Genomic DNA, 19,210 nt, shown 5'->3' with positions numbered 1-19,210 from the left:
TAATAAGTATGCTTCTTAGTGATAGTATAACATGTTCAGATTTCTTATTTGATTGATTAATTAACCTTCCAGTATATATAATTAAAATTACTTACATGAAACGGAGGTCCTACCATGAAAAAACATCCACTTGAGCAATGGGGCTCAATGGTAGCAAGTAAAAAGGGTCGTTTATTAGCCCTTGTTTTTTGGGTTTTACTTGTGGTTGTACTCTCTTTTGCTTGGCCACAGATTAATAGTATCAAGAGTGAATCTGGTAAAAATTTACCCGAGAGCGAAATGTCTCAGCAAGCAGCGGCTATTATTGCAGAACAATTTCCGAATGAAGCAGGCACACCATTATTACTCGTTTGGCATCGAGAAAGTGGGCTAACTACCGACGATTTCGTAGCCATCCAAAAGATTTACGGAGAGCTTAAAGCTAAACCTTTAGAAAACCAAACTCTTATTCCACCTTATGATAAAATGCCGCCACAAGCCTTCGTAGCATCTGCTTCTGAAAACGGCACGACTATCGTGACGCCTGTTTTCTTTGAAAAAGGTGTTGCTACTGATGCATTGCGGGAAAGTTTAAAAACATTAACAAAAACAATGGATACGTATAATGTCCAACTAGATAAAAACTTAGCTAGTGGCGATCTTCATGTGCGTTATTCCGGACCAGTTGGTATCGCTACGGATGCTGTCAGTTTATTCTCTCAGGCTGATGTGAAATTATTAATTGCAACAGTGCTCCTTGTTTTAGTATTACTAATTATTATTTATCGTTCACCATTATTAGCTATTATTCCATTAATCGTTGTTGTTCTTGCCTATGGTGTCATAAGTCCAACGCTCGGCTTCATGGCCGATCATGGATGGATAGATAAGGATTCGCAGGCCGTCTCTATTATGACTGTATTACTCTTTGGTGCAGGTACAGACTATTGTTTATTTTTAATATCAAAGTACCGAGAGATATTATTTGATATTGAGGATAAGACTACTGCCATGAAGCTTGCTATAAAGGAATCTGGCGGTGCAATTATGATGAGTGCCTTAACGGTTGTCATCGGTCTAGCTACTCTTAGTCTTGCCCATTATGGTGCATTCCAACGCTTTGCAGTTCCATTTAGCTTTGGCGTACTCGTGATGGGAATTGCAGCACTTGTTGTTCTTCCAGCAATTCTTGTCATGATAGGTCGCGTCGCCTTCTTCCCATTCATACCTCGAACAGAGGAAATGGCTCATAAGAAGGGTAAAAAACAGCACAAACCAACACATAAAATCAGCCATAAAATTGGGCGCTTCGTGACGCATAAACCATGGATTGTCATTGTTGTAACTTTACTGTTACTAGGTGGATTAGTAGCATTCGTACCACGTATTCAGTATACTTTTGACTTATTATCGTCATTCCCTGAGGATATGCCATCACGTGAAGGCTTTACTTTAATAGAAGAAAATTTCTCACCTGGAGAACTAGCACCTGTACAGCTTGTCATTGACACAGAGGGAACAGATATTAATTTGCGGCAGCCATTAACGGAAATCTCTTATATCGATAGTGTTGTAGATGTCCAAATCGGAAAGAAAAATAATGACATTCAATTGTACGAACTTTTTTTAAATGCAAATCCTTATGCTAAGGAATCGTTAGCTCATATTCCAGAGCTTAAGGCAGAGGTTGCAAAAGTGCTTGAAGCTGAAGGTGTAAAAAATGCAGAAAGTCATATCTGGATCGGTGGTGAGACAGCCAGTCAATATGATACACAACAAATAACTGTACGTGATGAAACGGTTATTATGCCGACAATGATTGCTTTAATTGCTTTACTATTATTTATTTATCTGCGTTCATTAACAGCGACTGTTTATTTATTAGCAACGGTTATTATTTCTTATTTCGGGGCACTGGGTGCAGGATGGCTTATTTTACACCATGTAATGGGAGCAGAGGCCATTTCAGGAGCAATCCCACTATATGCGTTTGTATTTTTAGTAGCACTCGGGGAAGATTATAATATCTTTATGATTTCGGAAATTTGGAAGAAACGTAGAACAAAAGATCACTTAACAGCGGTTGAGGAAGGTGTCGTACGAACAGGAAGTGTTATTACATCTGCTGGTCTTATTCTAGCTGGAACATTTGCTGTCCTAGCTACATTACCTATTCAAGTACTTGTCCAATTTGGTGTTGTTACTGCAATTGGTGTACTTCTTGATACATTCATTGTACGTCCTTTACTAGTGCCTGCTATTACAACTATTTTAGGTAAATATGCGTTCTGGCCAGGTGCATTATTTAAAAAAGATGAATAAATTTAAAGGCTGAACACTTAAAAGAATTTATCACCTATATTTTTTAATTTATCGACCAACTTTTCAAGTTTATCGTTAACTGATAACGATTTATCACCTAAATCCCCTCATTTATCGATAAATCTTAAATGTATAAAATGATGATGTCATGATTACTCTATTCTACATACCCTTTAAACGCGCTATGATATGTACAATTAATTACACAGTTTATCATAGTATATAGAGTAAAGGCGTTGTAAAGGATGGTGACAGAAATGATGGATAAAGAGAAATCAGTTGGTCATTCTGTTGATTTAGATTTCATCAAGAACAATGTTTTCGTCATTACCAATATCAAACGAGGCAATCGTTTAAATGAGATTTTAGAAACATATGAACATGGCGCTAATGACTTCTACGTTGTACAAAGTGCGCAGCAAAAAGGTAAAGCTGTTATTGCTAACTTAGATTTTTTCAGAGAGCTTAGAACTATTGAATGCTATTGATGAAGAGCACATGCAAGAAGCGATGTTAGCACGTAAAGATGATGAAGCCAAGATTCCATTAAAAGAGGCTCATAGATTTTGATGAAATCATAGCGCAGATGTCTTACTGCCCGTTAATGCGGGATAAATAGTATTTAAGCAAAGCATGGTGTTATAGCGATAAGGTGGTGATGATTTTTTCATTCGTCCCTAACCGCTAAATACCGTGCTTTTGCTTGTCCTCTCACAATATTTCTATTCATACTCAACACCATTTCGATACCCTATGGCAATGGGTATTGCTATAACGTTCCAACGATAATATACTGAAAACAAAATTGCATGATTCGTTGTGGATTTCTATTCCGACTATTAACAAAGGATGTGGCATTCATGAACTATCAAAAATTACAGCAACGTTTTCCATTATTAAGACCCTTTTCAGGCGAGACAGAAGGCTATTTATTTAATTTTGACGATCAGCTTTTTGAAATTCCAAAACACACTATTACACAAAGTGAGCTAGAGCTATTGCGTATCTTTTCTGGACCGATCACACTGCCAAATGATTATGATACGGCTTGGCTTGATTATTTAACAGATCAAACAAGTGAAGCTCCAACAGCAATTCATAAACATCGCATACTATTTCTTCATTTTGACAAAGCATTTACTGCTCCTAATTTACTTCGGACAGCCTTTGAAGCATTACTTGGAAAAGGCATTATACTCATATCACTAAATCCTCAATTATTTGCGATCATTGAATGTATTGAAGAAGATGATTTACTTAATTTTTCTCATTATCTCGATCTTTTACTGGAGGATTTAGAGACCAGCTTTAAGATATTCGTTTCTGATGTTATGCCAGACATCACTTTTACAAAAAAACACTTTAACTGGTTCGTTGATATACAGCAATCACTTTGGTCTTATACAACTAAGCATGTGCTTACACAACAAGAGCTATTAGTGCCGTACTTATCATTGCAACTCGGCGTACAGGAGAAAAATATTTTTATATCCTCTGTTTTAAAAGAAGCGACCTCACAGCATGATTTAGTACAAACTATAAAGCAATTGATTAAATACGAGGGAAATATATCACTTGCTGCTAAAAAGATGTTTATGCACCGGAATACACTCCAAAACCGTCTGGAGAAATTTCAACAGCTTACTCAAAAGGATATTCGGCAATTTGAACATCGGCTTGAAGTGTTTCTTGCTATCTCCTTTTTAGAGTCCATGTAAATCATACTGCCCAATTTACAACATAAATATTGTGCACTGTTTACCTAGGTCTACACTATGAAGTTATTTATAATGAATGTATGACTTACAAAGGGGTGTAGTGTATGGCGGAATTAAGATTAGAACATATATATAAGATCTACGATAAAAATGTTCAGGCTGTAACTGATTTTAATTTGCATATTCACGATAAGGAATTTATCGTTTTTGTCGGTCCATCTGGCTGCGGGAAAACAACGACATTGCGTATGATTGCGGGCTTAGAGGATATTTCAAAAGGTGAATTTTATATCGATGATGTACGAATGAATGATGTGGAGTCAAAAGATCGTAGCATTGCTATGGTGTTCCAGAGCTATGCATTATATCCACATATGACTGTCTATGATAATATGGCATTTAGTTTAAAGCTTCGGAAGGTTGATAAAAAGGAAATTGATCGACGTGTGAGAGAGGCAGCAAAAATATTAGGCTTAGAAGATTACTTAAAACGGAAGCCCAAAGCGTTATCAGGTGGACAACGTCAGCGAGTAGCTCTCGGTCGTGCTATCGTGCGTGAAGCTAAAGTTTTTTTAATGGATGAGCCACTCTCCAATTTAGATGCCAAGCTACGTGTACAAATGCGTGCTGAAATTCAGAAGCTCCATCAACGTATTCAAACAACAACCATATACGTCACACATGACCAAACTGAAGCAATGACTATGGCGACTCGTCTCGTAGTTATGAAGGATGGTCTTATTCAGCAAACTGGAGCACCAAAGGAAGTTTATGATACCCCGCATAATATGTTCGTTGCAGACTTCATTGGATCGCCTTCTATGAATCTTTTCCAAGGACGTCTAACTGAAACAACTGTAATACTTGGTGAGCATAGCTTCCCTATTCCTCCAACATATTTAAGGGTATTGAAAGAAAAAAATTATTTAGGCAAAGATATTGTACTAGGTATTCGTCCAGAAGATTTGCAAATTACAGCAGCCGATTCTCCGTACATTTTCCGTGCGACAGTAGACGTTGCTGAGTTGCTCGGTGCAGAAACCTTCCTGTACTCTTCATTAGCCAACCAAACATTTATTGCACGTGTTCATGCTGATAGCAATTTACAACCAGCCGATGTGGTGACATTAGCCATGAAAGAAGAAAAGATCCATTTCTTCGATCCCCAAACAGAAGAACGTATTTAGTAAATTACGCCCACTCATGGATTATAAAGAAGAACTCAGGCGATACGACAAGTCATCGTATCGCCTGAGTTCTTTTCTTGCATTATTTCTTTCGCGTATTGACCTTCTTATGCAGCCCTTGAATTGCAGTACGTGTGGCATCCAGATAATCAATTGTTTGCTCATAGTCGCTCGTTGCTACGCACATAAATAAAATGTCAATTACATGGAGCTGTGCAAGACGCGAGGATGTTGCCCCGCTTCTAAATGTCGCTTCTACATTCGGTGACGTGTATAAACAAATATCCGCTAAGCTTGACACGAGTGAACTACCATAGCGAGTCAAGCTAATTGTTGTTGCAGGTGTTTCACGGGCAATTTCAAGGATTTTAGCAACTTCATGAGTTTCGCCAGAAAATGAAATACCTACTACCACATCCCCCTCTTCTGCGTTAACAACTGCTGTAGCTCCTAAATGTAAATCCATGAACGCCTTACTATTCTTATTAATACGCAAAAATTTCTGATCTGCATCCATTGCTGTAATACCAGATGCCCCGACACCAAAAAAGAAAATTCTGTTGGCCTTTGATAATGCTGATACCGCACGATTCAGCTCTACCGTATCAATCAAGTCCGCTGTCTGGCTCAAAATTTGACTACTTTGCATTGTCACCTTTTCTACAATGGACCGTAACGGCTCATTCGGCTCAATATCGCGATCATCTGTTTTTTCTCGTTGCAAATCACCAGCAATACGTAACTTTAACTCCTGAACACCACTGATATTTAAAGATTTGCACAAACGAATAACAGCCGCACTACTCGTATGACTCGCCTCTCCTAATTCAACAGCTGTCATTTTAATTGCCTTTGATGGATGCTCTAAAATATAGGATGCCACCTTCTTTTCGGATGGCGGTAACTTCTCCCGCATTTCTGCAAGCATAATCAATCCCGCACTTATTTTTTCCATTCCAATCAACTCCGCACTCTATTATGTATGTATTGTAACTAGAACTCCTTTCTGGTTCCGTGACATCCGCCGGAGGCTTTCACTTCTTTCAGCAGGTGTTTAGACACCTGCTGAAAAAGTGAATGGAAGCATTTCCACTCACCCCTTCCGTCAATCCTTCTTTAACTCCACTGCCGTACGCACATGCCCCTCTGATTGTGCTAATAATCTCTCCGCTTCATTTAAAGTCGTCTTCGTAAGTAACATTACAATGGCAAGCTTCACTTGAAAATTAGTCTGCTCTAAAATGTTTTCCGCCTTTTCATAGGATACACCTGTTGCCTCACAGACAATCTTTTTAGCACGCTCACGTAATTTAAAATTACTTGCATGGACATCCACCATTAAATTTTTATAGACCTTTCCAAGCTTAACCATCGATGTTGTCGTAATCATATTTAGTATTTGTTTATGAGCAGTCGCAGCCTTTAGCCTCGTGGAACCCGTTAAGATTTCTGGGCCAGTAATGACCTCTATTGCAATATCTGCATAGGCGCTAATGACAGATTGCGGATTGCTGGCTAAACTTATTGTTTGTGCCCCTATCTGTTGTGCATAAACTAACGCTCCCTTTACAAAGGGGGTCCTACCACTTGCTGCAATCCCTATAACAACGTCCTGTGCACTTAGCTGCTGTTTCTTTAACTCGACTTTCCCTAGCGTACAGTTATCCTCCGCACCTTCTATGGCGACCATTACTGCGTCTGAACCACCCGCTAATAAAGCTTGCACGAGCTTTGGCGGAGTACTGAATGTTGGTGGACATTCCACTGCATCTAATAAACCTATACGACCACTTGTCCCTGCACCTACATAAAATAATCTCCCTCCATTTTTCAGCGCATGAATGACTGCCTCAATCGCTTGTTCAATTTCAGGTAGTACCTTTGCAATGGCTTGCGGTATTTTTAAATCATCTTCATTCATAAGCTGTACAATTTCAGCAATTGACATTAAATCTAAATTTTCTGAATCAGGATGATAGTCTTCTGTCGTCAGTTTTGTCATTCGTTCCATCAAAGTCAAATCCCTCCTATTTTATTTCTTATAGTTGCTCATCCAAGTTTCCTTAACAATTTGCTGTAATGACTTCGTGATTAAAACACCCTCACTAATAAGTCCCTTTACAAATGCACCGATAACAGGTGGTACTTCGGGTTGAATGAGTCGATTGTTAATAGCTGCTTGCTGCAGTTTTTCTTGAAAACAATTAGCAAAATAACTACTTTCAAATAAACCGCCGCAAGTGACAATAGGGAAGCTTTTGACTTGTGGCTCTTTCTGAAACATCGTTAGCAGTAATTGGGCTAAGTAATTACTGGCACGTTCTATAATAATCTTCGCTGTTTTATTATTTTGTTCAGCCAGCTGTAACACGGTTTGTACAATGGAAGCAATCAACACACGCGGCTGAACATGCTCATAAACTAGCGTAATTATTTCAGTTGGATCTTTTAGCTCTAGTTGCTTTAAGATCACTTCTGTAAACATATCTCCATCTCTACCAAATGCATCGAAATGCTGTGCAATAACACGTAATGCCTCTTGCCCAATATAGTAGCCACTACCTTCATCTCCAAACAAATAACCCCATCCACCTACACGGCTAACACGATTATTTTTTTGAACACAATATACAATAGAACCAGTTCCTGCAATAAGGACAAGCCCTTCATGTGCAAATGTACCGCTAGTAAGTGCCGCTACCGCATCATTTGTAACATACACCTTGCAGGATTCAGCTGTGAAAAATAATTCCATCCATTTATGCCAGCGTGCTAAGTCCTCCTGACGATCCCCACCTGCCATACATAAAAAGATAGTTGAAACATCATTTCCCGTTGCCCCAACTTTTTGGAGTAACCGCGTTAGTAATTTCATCATTTGCTGTCGTACTTCTTCTGGTGGAGTCGATTTTATATTTGCTCCTGTTCCTTCAACGGCAGCAAGTACTTCACCGTTTTTTGTACCTATAACTGCACGGGTTTTAGTCCCACCACCATCTACACCAATAATGTATTGTTTATTTAATAGCACCCGCCGTCAGCCCCTCCATAAATTGCTTAGAAGCAATAAAGAATAAAAGTATCATCGGCAATGATGCAAGTGTTAAACCAGCGAAAAGCGAACCCCAATCAGCCGAATGTTCCCCGAAAAGAGACATCATTCCAACTGGAATTGTACGCTTCATCTTATCTGTAATGAAGATAAGCGGGAAGAAAAAATCATTCCAAGCGGCAATAAAATTAATGATGACCACAGTCCCAAGTGCTGGTCTCATTAACGGTAATACTACATACCAGAGCACCCTTAAATTCCCCGCTCCATCAATACGTGCAGCCTCCTCTAGTTCATAGGGCATCGTTTTAAAGAAACCTGTTAATATTAGCATCGTCAGCGGAATTCCTGTCGCAGTATTCATCAATATTAGTGACCACAAGGAATTAATAAGTCCTAAATCACGCATTAAAATGAAAAGAGGTACAATCCCAAGTTTAATCGGAATCATCATCCCTAATAGGAAAATAAAAAATAGCGCTTGATTCCATGAAAATTTAAAACGCGCAATATAAAAAGATGCCAATGAACAAACAACGATTATTAATACAACAGAAACAATACTGACAAAGGCACTGTTCATAAAATAAGTTGTAAACGGAATTTTCGACAATAACGTATGGTAAGTATCTAAGCTAAAGCTGGTTGGTAACCCCAAAGGATTTTTGTAAATATCCACACTCGTCTTAAATGACGATAAAATCATTAATAAAATAGGATATAAGCTTATTGTCGCCACTGCAAATACAACAATATAGTAAAACGGTCGAGCCCAAATTGTGCTTTGCTTCATTTACTCACCCCTTACATTTGTACATCTTTTTTACTCGTAAAACGTAAAAATACTGTTGTGCAAATTAAAATAAAGAAGAATAAAACTGTTGCTAATGCTGACCCTAAACCAATAGCTGTTGCACCAGAGGCTGTCGAGCTACCAAATGCCAAGCGGTAGAAGAATACAGCTAAGGTGTCTGTTGAATAATAAGGCTCTCCCATTGAGCCCTGCATTGCATAGACAAGCTCGAAGGCCTCAAATGATTGGATAAATGTTAAAACACCCATGATCATAATAGAAGGAATCATTAATGGCAGATAGATTGTACGTAATAATGTAAAGCCCTTTGCACCGTCTAGCTTCGCTGCTTCGATTAGTTCACTTGGTATCCCTTGAAATCCAGCTAAGAAAATCAAGACACCAAAGCCAAGACCAAACCAACAATTTACTAAAATAATAGCGATTAAAGCTGTATCGGGATCACCTAACCATGCCTTTTGTAAGCTTTCCAGACCTATCTTCTCCAAAATAACATTCAGAGTTCCAAAATTTGGATTCAAAATGAGTTTCCATAAAAATCCTACAACTATTACTGATAGTAATCGCGGCAAGAAGAAGGCTGCCTTAAAGAATTCCGCGCCCTTTATTTTTTGATAAATAATAAACGCTAGAAAGAAGGCTAACCCATTCATAACAACCATTTGTAATACAAAATACAGTACATTATGTTTGAAGGCATTCCAAAACATTGACCCATATGGTTCCGTCGTAAACAATGTCACGAAATTTTGAAATCCAATAAAATTGCCTCTCGTCATCCCTTCCATTCAAAAAAACTATAGGATAATGCAGCTAAGATAGGGTATAGTACAAACATTCCGTAAATAATCAATGCGGGGATTGGAAAAAGATGAATGGTCCACTTTGCCCAAGTTTTTTTCTTTTTAGTCGGTGAAGCTGTAGTTATGTTCATCTTCGGACAGCCTCCTTTAAAGAAATTTAGACAGTAAGACCCCAGCTTCTTCCTTCGAAGTGTTAGTGGGGTCATTTCACAATCCAACTATTAGCTATCTACTTGACTGAGGATGTAAAATAACGTGCTCACTTACGTTTGAACACGACGATCAAGGAAAGATAGATTTATTTTTGAAACGGTGTAAACCATGTTTTAGCGTTTTCTTGTACTTTTGCTGCTACCTCTTCCGGTGTCACTTGACCTAAATACATGCCTTGTAGTTCACTTTCGAGCAAGCTCTTTGTTGTCGGATCGCCACCTGTAAAATTCGTAACCCACATATACGGTGTTGCTTCATTTTCTGTAGATTTGCTAATGTCATTTAACAATGCATTATCAGAGGTAATACCTGGAATTGCACTAATCATCGAGAATTCTTTTACAAATAGTTCTCCAAATTCTTTTGTTGTTAAAAACTCCAAAAACACTTTAGCAGCATCCTTATTTTTCGAATTTGCATTAATAGCAAATGAACCATCTACCCAAGTTGTCACTGTTTTATTTCCAGCTTTTGATGGTATCGGGAAGTATCCTAAATCTAAATCTGGATTCATTTCTAGTACAACAGGAATTTCCCAACTGCCTAGCGGGAACATAGCTGCCTCACCTAGTGCAAATAATGTACGAATATCATCCATCCCTAACCCTTCTGAATTTGCCGGGAAGTATTTTTTCAAGTCATTCATCACTTGTATAGATTCTATAAACTTAGGATCTGTGAAATCTTTTTCTCCCGCAAGCACTGCTTGATAGAAATCATTCCCTTCATAAATGGCAGGACCTACAATACCGTGCATCAACGACAATAGCCAGCTTTCTTTAGTCCCCATTGCCATCGGCGTAATACCCTTTTCTAGCAATTTATCATTTAGTGCTATGAATTCATCCCAAGTAGTAGGCACCTCTAAGTCATTATCTTTAAAAATCTTTTTATTGTAGAAGAATTGAGTTGAGCTCAAGTTAATGGGTACGCCATACTGATTACCTTCTTCATCGCGTGAAGCTTTTAATGCTTCTTCAGGATATGCACTCAAACCATTTAAGCCATTAATTTTTTCTACATAACCCGCCTCAGCAAGCTTTAATCCTGCAGCATATGGACGTAAATGAAAGATATCTGGACCTTCACCCGCTTGTAATGCTGTGTTTAACACTGTGTTATACTCAGTATTTTTGGTTGGGTTAAATGATATGTTAATTTCGGGATGTTGTTCATTAAATAATGCAATGACTTTTTCATATTTAGCAACGTCTTCTGTACGCCAACTCCCAATCGTTAATGAAACTTTTTCTGCGTTTCCTTTATCATCTGTATCAGGTGTTGGTGAGCTTGTTGATTTCTTATCCGAGGAACAGCCTACTAATGCTACAACGAGTACTAAAGGCAACAGGAACAACCATTTATTCATTTGTTTCATAACCACACATCCACCCTTCATATAATTAGATTTTCATAGATCATCGTATGAAGCTTTTCTCTAATTCCCCTTATGTCCGTATTTCTCCCATAATGAACAGCGTTTGTTAGGAAAACAACGAACGCCTTTTTAACAGGGTCCATCCAAATACTTGTGCCAGTAAATCCTGTATGTCCAAAAGAACCCTTGTTCCACCTCCTACCAAAACAAAATAATGAACGATCTCCATTCCAAACTTCAAAGCCAAGTCCTCTGTTACCCATTGTCTTAGTGTATGTAAGCTCCATCCACTCAAATGGTATGGTAGATTGCTGGATTATTCCCAACCAATATTTCGCATATTTTGCTAAATCCTCTGCGCATGAAAATAACCCTGCACTACCTGACACTCCTTCTAATAGTAATGCTTTCTCATCATGTACAATTCCTTGTACAATTTTACCTACTACCATTTCTGTAGCCGCTGCTTGACTCCTTTTCTGCTCAGGTAATCGGAAACTTGTATGATGCATACCCCATGGCTTGAAAATCTCTTGCTCCACAAAATTCTGAAAAGGCTGACCTGTAACATTTTCGATAATCTTCCCTAATAAAATCATACCTAAATCACTGTATAATACTTGCTCATTTGGCTGTCCAATGACATCACACGCTAAAACCTCCTGCATAATATCACGCTGATGATGTCTCCTAACAGACGGCTCTAAGTCTGCCGGTAGCCCAGAGCAATGTTGTAATAATTGTTGTATTGTAATGTGCGGAAATTTAAAATCTGGTAAATGATCTTGTGCTGAATCTATCAAGTTCAACTTGTTCCTACTAATCAGCAATAGAATAGCTGGTAATGTTGCGACAACTTTTGTTAATGATGCCAAATCAAACAAAGTATTATTTGAAATAATTTGCTTACTCCCATCTTCAGCTGTATATGCTCCGTAGCTTTTTGACAATATACGTCTATGCTGCTGTTGGACAATAAGCACTGCACCCGGAATTTCTTTGTCCCCCACCAAGCGATTCATATATGCATCTACCAAATAATCACCTCACAATAAAATAACTAAATTTTCTGTATTTTAATAGTATGAAATAAAATGATAAAAAACAACACAAAATTTTAAAATTTTTTTTCAGATTTTACTATTTGATGTATCAATTTCGCCTTGGCGTAATGGCGTCCGGATTTTGAATTGTGCCTGCACAATTCATTCCTTTCAAAATCCGTGACATCCGCCGGAGGCTTTAGGCTAACACGATGTTGGTCACTCAGTCGTTGCCACAGGCCGTGGCGTTCTTAGACTGAGTTCCTCTATTTCAGTAGGTGTTTGGACACCCACTGAAAAGGTGGGAATCTTCGCTGAATGAAGATAAAAAAAGCTCCCCTTCGATAAACAGATTTATAATTTTTCATCTGTCTACCTATAGGAGAGCATTTCATTTCATTTCAGTTCATTATTATTTAGCTGGTTTTTTTAAATCCATAGAAGCCGCCGTGCTTTCAATTTTTACACGTTTTAGGAAGAAGGCAAGCACTAGTGCCAGAACTGTAATACAAGCTGCTATTAAGAATGAGTGTGTAATACCATCTAATAAAGCATTTTGCATAATTTGATCCTGCATTTGTTGCATTTGCTCTGGTGTTGATGCAACACCTGATTGCGCTGCAGTAGCTTTTGCTTCTGCAATTAAATCTTCGGCTGTTGCTTTTTTACGGTTATTCATAAACGTTACCATCACGGCACTACCAATTGCCCCTGCCACTTGCTGCACAGTATTATTAATGGCTGTACCATGCGGGTTCATCATTTGTGGTAATTGGTTTAAACCGTTTGTCATAATCGGCATCATAACCATTGACAAACCAAACATACGAATTGTGTACATAGACACGATAAATGTATAGCTTGAATCTAATTCTAACTGTGTTAAACCGAATGACGCAATTGTTGTAATCGTTAAACCGACAATCGCTAATATACGCGGTCCAAATTTATCAAAAAGCTTACCTGTAATCGGCGACATAATCCCCATTACAAGTGCCCCAGGAAGCATCATTAAGCCTGCTTCAAATGGATCAATTCCACGAATCGATTGTACATAAGCAGGAGTTAAAATCATCCCAGAGAACATAGCCATTGACACGATGACCGAGATAGCTGATCCCAATGCAAACATTGGATATTTATAAATACGTAATTCTAGCAAAGGTTGATCCATACGTAGTTGTTTAAATATGAAGATGATTAAAGCAAGAAGGCCAGCTGAAATCATGCCATATACCCAAGGACTTGACCAGCCCTTATCCCCTGCAGTACTGAAACCATATAGAATACCACCGAATGCAATTGTTGATAATAGTACTGATGGGAAATCTAAATGAACTTCACGTGTCTCCATCACGTTTTCTAATTTCCAAATACCAAACAATAAACTAATAACTGCAAATGGAATAATCATTTGGAAGAGCATACGCCAATCATGGTGCTCAACAATATATCCTGATAACGTTGGACCTATCGCTGGTGCCGTAATCATGACTAAACCAAAAATCCCCATTGCTGCCCCACGTTTTTCTTTCGGGAAGCTAATTAACATTACATTCATTAAAAGTGGTGACATACTTGAAGCACCCGCTGCTTGCACCATACGACCTGCTAGTAATGTACCGAAGTTAGGTGCAAAGCCAGCCATAATTGTACCGATCGTAAAGACTGACATCGCTACAATAAATAAATGTCTATTTTTAAAGCGCGTTACAAAGAACGCTGAAGCCGGTACTAAAATACCACTTACAAGCATATAGCCTGTTGCGAGCCATTGTACTGTTGAATACGTTATATCAAAATCATTCATGATTGTTGGTAACGCAACGTTTAACAATGTGTTATTTAGAAAAGCAACAAAAGCACCCACAAATAAAATACCAATCATGCCATAGGGGGGCTTTTTCATTATTTGCTCACTATTCATTTATATCCCTCAATTCTTTGTTGTTTTTTGCGATAAAACTTATTTTATACTCGCAGTCTACTTTTTTCAACAATAAAGATTATTTTTTTTTCGAAACATTGATATATAAGCATTTCCATTATAGAATGATAGTATAATATTTTCTAAAAAGGTGAGGTTATGAACAAAAGAAAAAGACAAATAACTACTTCTGCACGTGAGCTCTTTATCGAAAAAGGATTCGTGGACACATCAATTAACGATATTATTAGTGCAGCTAAAATTTCTAAGGGCACTTTTTATAATCATTTCGCTTCAAAAAATGAATGTTTAATCGCCATTCTAGATCAAGGGCGTGAAGAAGCAAGTAATCGTCGACATGAGCTTCTTTACGGGAAAGACCCAGCTGACTTGGAAGTATTAACACAGCAAGTTGCCGTGCTCATGTATGTCAATCGCGAGCACAATTTAATTCAAATTTTTGAATCGATTTCCCATTCTCATGACAAAGAACTTAAAAAAATTATTTTGAACTATTACTTACAGGAGTTAGAATGGCTTGCTAATCGTTTTGTACAAGTTTTCGGTGAAGAAATCAGTACACTGAGCTACGAATGCGCTGTACAGGCTCTCGGAATGATTAACCTCTCATTACGTGCAGTTTTAATTTCGGATTCTCAATATATTAGTCGTGAAACGATTGTACGTATAGCATTGCGTAATATTAAAGCAATTATTCCTGTAATGTTAGAATCTAAAGAAATTATTATTAACGTTGAAATGATTAATGCTATTCAAAATGTGGTGAACTATCAATCGATTAACAAGGAGATGATTGTTGAACAATTGCAAGGCTTTACGAAAGAATTGTCTAAGGATGAAACAGTTGAGGGCTTAGAATACACTGAATTTTTGTTGGAAGAATTACAACGTGAGAAACCAAAGCTTTTCATCATCGAATCACTTCTTACTCCTTTCCGAAAAGCATTCGTTGGGACGGAACACGCTGCTGAAGCACGTGACATTGCCAATAATTTATGGCGCTACGTAAAAATTGAGCGGCCATCAGAAAGATGTAAAAGGTAAAATAACCACGTAAACCCACCATTACACACTTAAAGGGGCTATATAGAAAGTCAACCACTCATGACTTTCCATATAGCCCCTTTTTTTGAGCTTCTATCTTATTAATTTATTTATTTGATAAGACAGGACGACTTCTTGGGATCAGTGTCCATAACCTATTGCTTAATTTGACGATCTTTCGGCCCTATCCAAAAGCCAACTACAATACTAATAGCCACTACAAGAAAAGGTGCATACAAAATAATAAATTGATTCATTATAGTTCCTCCCTAGACATGATGATTATGTTTACCGCAAGCATAGTCACGATCAAACACAAACCATTTCATTACTAAATATAATGAAGGTATGAGCAGAACTAGCCCTCCAATAAACGCTATCACTAATGCAATAGCCATCGTTTCGTTCGTAAAGCTATCATAGACTGATAAGTACGGATATAGTAAATACGGATAATGTGAAATACCATAGCCGAAAAAGGCAAACCCGAATTGTGCAACCATTAAAAAGACAGCAATGCCATAGTTTCTCTTATTAAATAAAAGAATTAGTGTTATAAAAAATAGTACGCCTGATATTGCAAAGAGCCACCACAGATTTAACATATTTTCATAATGCTCAGGCACATGTCCCTTCAACTCCACCATAGTCCCTATTACGCTTATTATGAGTGGCAACGACCAACCGAGTGCATACTTTCTCATTAAATTAGAAGCATGTTCATCTCGCGCTCTTTTCCCATACCAAGTTAAGAAAACAGCTGAAATATACAAAACTGCAACAATACTTAATAGCACGATAGACCAAGTTAGCGGACTTGTGAAAAGTTTAGCGATTTGTAAATGTGGCTCTTCATTTACAATTTCCACGAACCCTCCCTCAGATATCGTTAATACAATAGAAAGGGATGCTGGTATGAATAAACCAGTAATTCCATACATCAATGTATAACCGATATGTCCACCTTTTTCACTGTAGGATTCAAATGCATAATAGCTCCCTCTAATGGCAATTAATATTAATGAGATACTGACCGGCACTAGCAAAATTGTGCCGTAATAGTAAGCAGTTTGAGGAAAGAATCCTACTATTCCAACAAAGAAAAATACAAGGAAGACGTTTGTAATTTCCCACACCGGAGATAAATAACGTTTTATAACATTTGCTAATATATGATCTTTACCTATTAAGACACTATAAGCATTAAAGAAGCCCGCTCCAAAGTCTATGGACGCAACAATGACATAGCCGAATAGAAATAACCATAGCACTGAAATTCCTAATATCTCTAAACTCATTGTTCTTCACATCCTTCCACTTGTTGATGTTCTTCAATTTCACGTTCAATTGGATTGTTACGGAACATACGAATAAGTGCAACGATACTTCCTATTGCTAATACAATGTACAGCCCTGCAAATAGTATAAGCATTGTATCGACTTGGCCACTTGTTGTGGCTCCTTCTGCTGTTTTCATATAACCACGAAGTATCCAAGGCTGACGCCCTACTTCCGCAAACCACCAGCCTGCCTCAACAGCAATAAGCGATAGTGGACCACCTGCCACTACTATTCTCTTAAAGCTTTTCGAAGAAATAAACTTCCACCCTCGCCACTTGCCTAGCACATAAATAGCTGCAACGACAATTAATAGAGTTCCAATAAGTACCATAATGTCAAATAAATAATGGATATAAAGTGGCGGTTGTTCGTCCTCAGGAAATTGATCTAAACCTTTTACTTCTGCAAAAGGATTATTATGCGCCAATACACTCAATGCGTACGGTACTTTAATGGCATATTTTACTTCTTCTCCATCTAGTACACCGAATAGCATAAGTGAAGCATCCTCTTTTGTTTCAAAATGCCATTCAGCAGCAGCTAATTTCTCAGGTTGATATTCAGCTAAATACTTCCCAGAAAAGTCACCTACGATAAGTGCCGCTAGCGAAAACACTAATCCAAGTTTCAATAATAGATGTAACGCTTTTTTATGATACACATGCTTCGATCCTCGCAGCATACGGTAAGCTGCAATAGAAGCTAATAAAAATGCTGCCGTCATGTAAGATGTCACTAATACATGCGCTACCTTCGTTGGCATTGCAGGATTTAACATGGCAAGTACAGGCTGAATATTCACAAGTTCCCCATCTACAAGATCAAAGCCTTGTGGTGCGTTCATAAATGCATTCACAATTGTAATAAAAACGGCCGACATAGAAGCACCAATAGCTACAGGAACCAATAATAATAGATGTCGCTTTGGATTTTTAAAGCGATCCCAAGTATATAAATACAGCCCTAAGAAAATTGCTTCAACAAAGAACGCAAATGTTTCCATAAACAATGGTAATGCTATTACCTGACCAGCCAACTCCATAAAATTTGGCCATAGTAGCGATAACTGCAATCCAATGGCAGTACCAGTCACGACACCAATTGCTACAGTGATTACAAACCCTCTTGCCCATCTTCTTGCGAGTAGTAAATAATGTTCGTCATTATTTTTTAAACCGACCCATTGAGCAATCATTATCATTAAAGGTATGCCAACGCCAATTGTTGCGTAAACAATATGGAATGACAATGTTAACTCTGTTAAGGCTCGACTCCACATTACAGCTGAATCATTCATTTCATTTCATCTCCTAGGTACCAAAAATTCTTCCAATTAGTGAAAGAAACATTATCCCGGCTACTAAAAAACTTACAATTATTAGCTTTTTCTCATGCGATTTATAGGCAACAACTTTTTGTTTTTTTATCATAATAGATCAGCCCAAATTTTAATTGCTGTCGCTAAAATGAGTACAGCTAAAATACTTTGCAAAATTTTCGTATTCATCTTTTTACCTACTTTTGCGCCAAGAGGGGCCGCCAGTAAACTTGCCACTATCATAATAACTGCGGAATAGTACTCGACTTGTCCTGTCATTAACTTACCAATTGTTCCACCAATCGATGAGATAAACGTAATGGCTAAACTAGTAGCAATCGTCATGCGCGTTGGAATACCGAGTACTACAAGCATAATCGGAACAAGCAAGAAACCACCTGCAGCACCAACGATCCCTGAGCCAATCCCAACAACAAATGCTAAAATTGCAGCTAACGGCTTGTTGAAGGTTACTTCATTCATTGGCATATCATCAATTTGTTTCTTAGGAATAAACATCATCACAGCTGCAATCAAGGCTAAAATACCGTATACGACATTCACACCGTTTTCAGATAAAAACTGTGATCCGTAGCTCCCAACAAAGCTACCGGCTAAAATTGCTCCACCCATATAAATAATGAGGGGTTTATTAAGATAACCACCTTTTCGATATGCCCAGACACCTGCAATCGACGCAAAAAACACTTGTACTGCACTGATGCCTGAAACTTCATGTGCTGAAAATGCCGCTAAACCAAAAAGTGGCGGTATATATAGTAGCATTGGGTATTTAATGATTGAACCGCCGATCCCCAACATACCGGACACAAATGAACCAACGAATCCAATCAGGAAAATCACAATTATAAATGTAATATCCATTTTTCTTGCATCTCCTTTTATTTATGTGCTTTCAGTATAGTCCCGCTGCTATTTCAGACATATAGGGGTTTTCCACTATAAGCTTACTCACTGTGACAATATTGCAAATTATTTTGAATAGAAATAAAAAAAGACCACTCATCATTTGAGTGATCTCAGCTTGTC

General features: G+C 38.0%; 15 protein-coding genes and 1 pseudogene. 5 read left to right on the top strand and 11 right to left on the bottom strand.

Annotated elements, in window-relative coordinates:
- Nucleotides 1–114: 114 nt before the first annotated feature.
- The 4 genes from AN161_RS22880 to ugpC all read left to right on the top strand — a co-directional run bounded on the left by AN161_RS22880 (nt 115) and on the right by ugpC (nt 5,206).
- Entirely contained in the window at nt 115–2,301 is a 2,187-nt protein-coding gene (locus AN161_RS22880) for an MMPL family transporter (protein WP_053596620.1), read from the top strand.
- A 257-nt stretch (nt 2,302–2,558) separates the two neighbouring features.
- On the top strand, nt 2,559–2,789 hold the full coding sequence (locus AN161_RS22875) for a hypothetical protein (protein WP_143115041.1): 231 nt from the start codon (nt 2,559–2,561) through the stop codon (nt 2,787–2,789).
- 372 nt (nt 2,790–3,161) lie between these two features.
- Nucleotides 3,162–4,019: a helix-turn-helix domain-containing protein gene (locus AN161_RS22870; RefSeq protein ID WP_053596618.1), complete on the top strand. Its 858-nt coding sequence runs from the start codon at nt 3,162–3,164 to the stop codon at nt 4,017–4,019.
- A gap of 104 nt (nt 4,020–4,123) precedes the next feature.
- Nucleotides 4,124–5,206 carry a sn-glycerol-3-phosphate ABC transporter ATP-binding protein UgpC gene (gene ugpC / locus AN161_RS22865; protein WP_053596617.1) on the top strand — a complete coding sequence of 361 codons (1,083 nt, stop codon included), beginning with the start codon at nt 4,124–4,126 and terminating at the stop codon, nt 5,204–5,206.
- A gap of 82 nt (nt 5,207–5,288) precedes the next feature.
- On the opposite strand, the gene AN161_RS22860 is transcribed toward ugpC, so the two are convergent.
- From AN161_RS22860 to AN161_RS22825, 8 genes and pseudogenes are all read right to left on the bottom strand, one after another.
- A complete protein-coding gene (locus AN161_RS22860) occupies nt 5,289–6,161 on the bottom strand; it encodes a MurR/RpiR family transcriptional regulator (RefSeq protein WP_053596616.1) in 873 nt (290 codons plus the stop codon).
- Nucleotides 6,162–6,311: 150 nt separating this feature from the next.
- A complete protein-coding gene (murQ, locus tag AN161_RS22855; RefSeq protein WP_053596615.1) occupies nt 6,312–7,217 on the bottom strand; it encodes an N-acetylmuramic acid 6-phosphate etherase in 906 nt (301 codons plus the stop codon).
- A 21-nt stretch (nt 7,218–7,238) separates the two neighbouring features.
- Entirely contained in the window at nt 7,239–8,237 is a 999-nt protein-coding gene (locus AN161_RS22850) for a BadF/BadG/BcrA/BcrD ATPase family protein (protein ID WP_053596614.1), read from the bottom strand.
- Nucleotides 8,224–9,051 (bottom strand): carbohydrate ABC transporter permease, encoded by an 828-nt coding sequence (locus AN161_RS22845; RefSeq protein ID WP_053596613.1) that lies wholly within the window; start codon nt 9,049–9,051, stop codon nt 8,224–8,226. The genes AN161_RS22850 and AN161_RS22845 overlap by 14 nt, the downstream gene beginning before the upstream one ends.
- Before the next feature lie 11 nt (nt 9,052–9,062).
- Nucleotides 9,063–10,006, bottom strand: a pseudogene (locus AN161_RS22840) (sugar ABC transporter permease).
- 167 nt (nt 10,007–10,173) lie between these two features.
- On the bottom strand, nt 10,174–11,466 hold the full coding sequence (locus AN161_RS22835) for an extracellular solute-binding protein (RefSeq protein WP_053596612.1): 1,293 nt from the start codon (nt 11,464–11,466) through the stop codon (nt 10,174–10,176).
- Nucleotides 11,467–11,483: 17 nt separating this feature from the next.
- Complete coding sequence (locus tag AN161_RS22830) at nt 11,484–12,503, bottom strand: serine hydrolase domain-containing protein (protein ID WP_053596611.1); 1,020 nt, start codon at nt 12,501–12,503, stop codon at nt 11,484–11,486.
- Nucleotides 12,504–12,921: 418 nt separating this feature from the next.
- Nucleotides 12,922–14,436 (bottom strand): DHA2 family efflux MFS transporter permease subunit, encoded by a 1,515-nt coding sequence (locus AN161_RS22825; protein ID WP_053596610.1) that lies wholly within the window; start codon nt 14,434–14,436, stop codon nt 12,922–12,924.
- 159 nt (nt 14,437–14,595) lie between these two features.
- Between AN161_RS22825 and AN161_RS22820 the strand changes: the two genes are divergently transcribed.
- The gene (locus AN161_RS22820; RefSeq protein WP_053596609.1) at nt 14,596–15,501 is read left to right on the top strand and encodes a TetR/AcrR family transcriptional regulator; all 906 of its coding nucleotides are present in this window, start codon (nt 14,596–14,598) and stop codon (nt 15,499–15,501) included.
- 269 nt (nt 15,502–15,770) lie between these two features.
- Here AN161_RS22820 and AN161_RS22815 read toward each other — a convergent pair whose 3' ends face one another.
- The 3 genes from AN161_RS22815 to AN161_RS22805 form a co-directional block, all read right to left on the bottom strand.
- Entirely contained in the window at nt 15,771–16,799 is a 1,029-nt protein-coding gene (locus AN161_RS22815) for a cytochrome d ubiquinol oxidase subunit II (RefSeq protein ID WP_053596608.1), read from the bottom strand.
- A complete protein-coding gene (locus AN161_RS22810; RefSeq protein ID WP_053596607.1) occupies nt 16,796–18,139 on the bottom strand; it encodes a cytochrome ubiquinol oxidase subunit I in 1,344 nt (447 codons plus the stop codon). The genes AN161_RS22815 and AN161_RS22810 overlap by 4 nt, the downstream gene beginning before the upstream one ends.
- A gap of 129 nt (nt 18,140–18,268) precedes the next feature.
- On the bottom strand, nt 18,269–19,045 hold the full coding sequence (locus tag AN161_RS22805) for a sulfite exporter TauE/SafE family protein (protein ID WP_053596606.1): 777 nt from the start codon (nt 19,043–19,045) through the stop codon (nt 18,269–18,271).
- Nucleotides 19,046–19,210 lie beyond the last annotated feature (165 nt).

The organism is Lysinibacillus sp. FJAT-14222, from assembly GCF_001278875.1.
In the GTDB taxonomy this organism is placed as follows: Bacteria; Bacillota; Bacilli; order Bacillales_A; family Planococcaceae; genus Lysinibacillus; species Lysinibacillus agricola.
The sequence above is the reverse complement of the archived record's forward strand: the minus strand, read 5'-3'. Positions and strand labels throughout refer to the sequence as shown.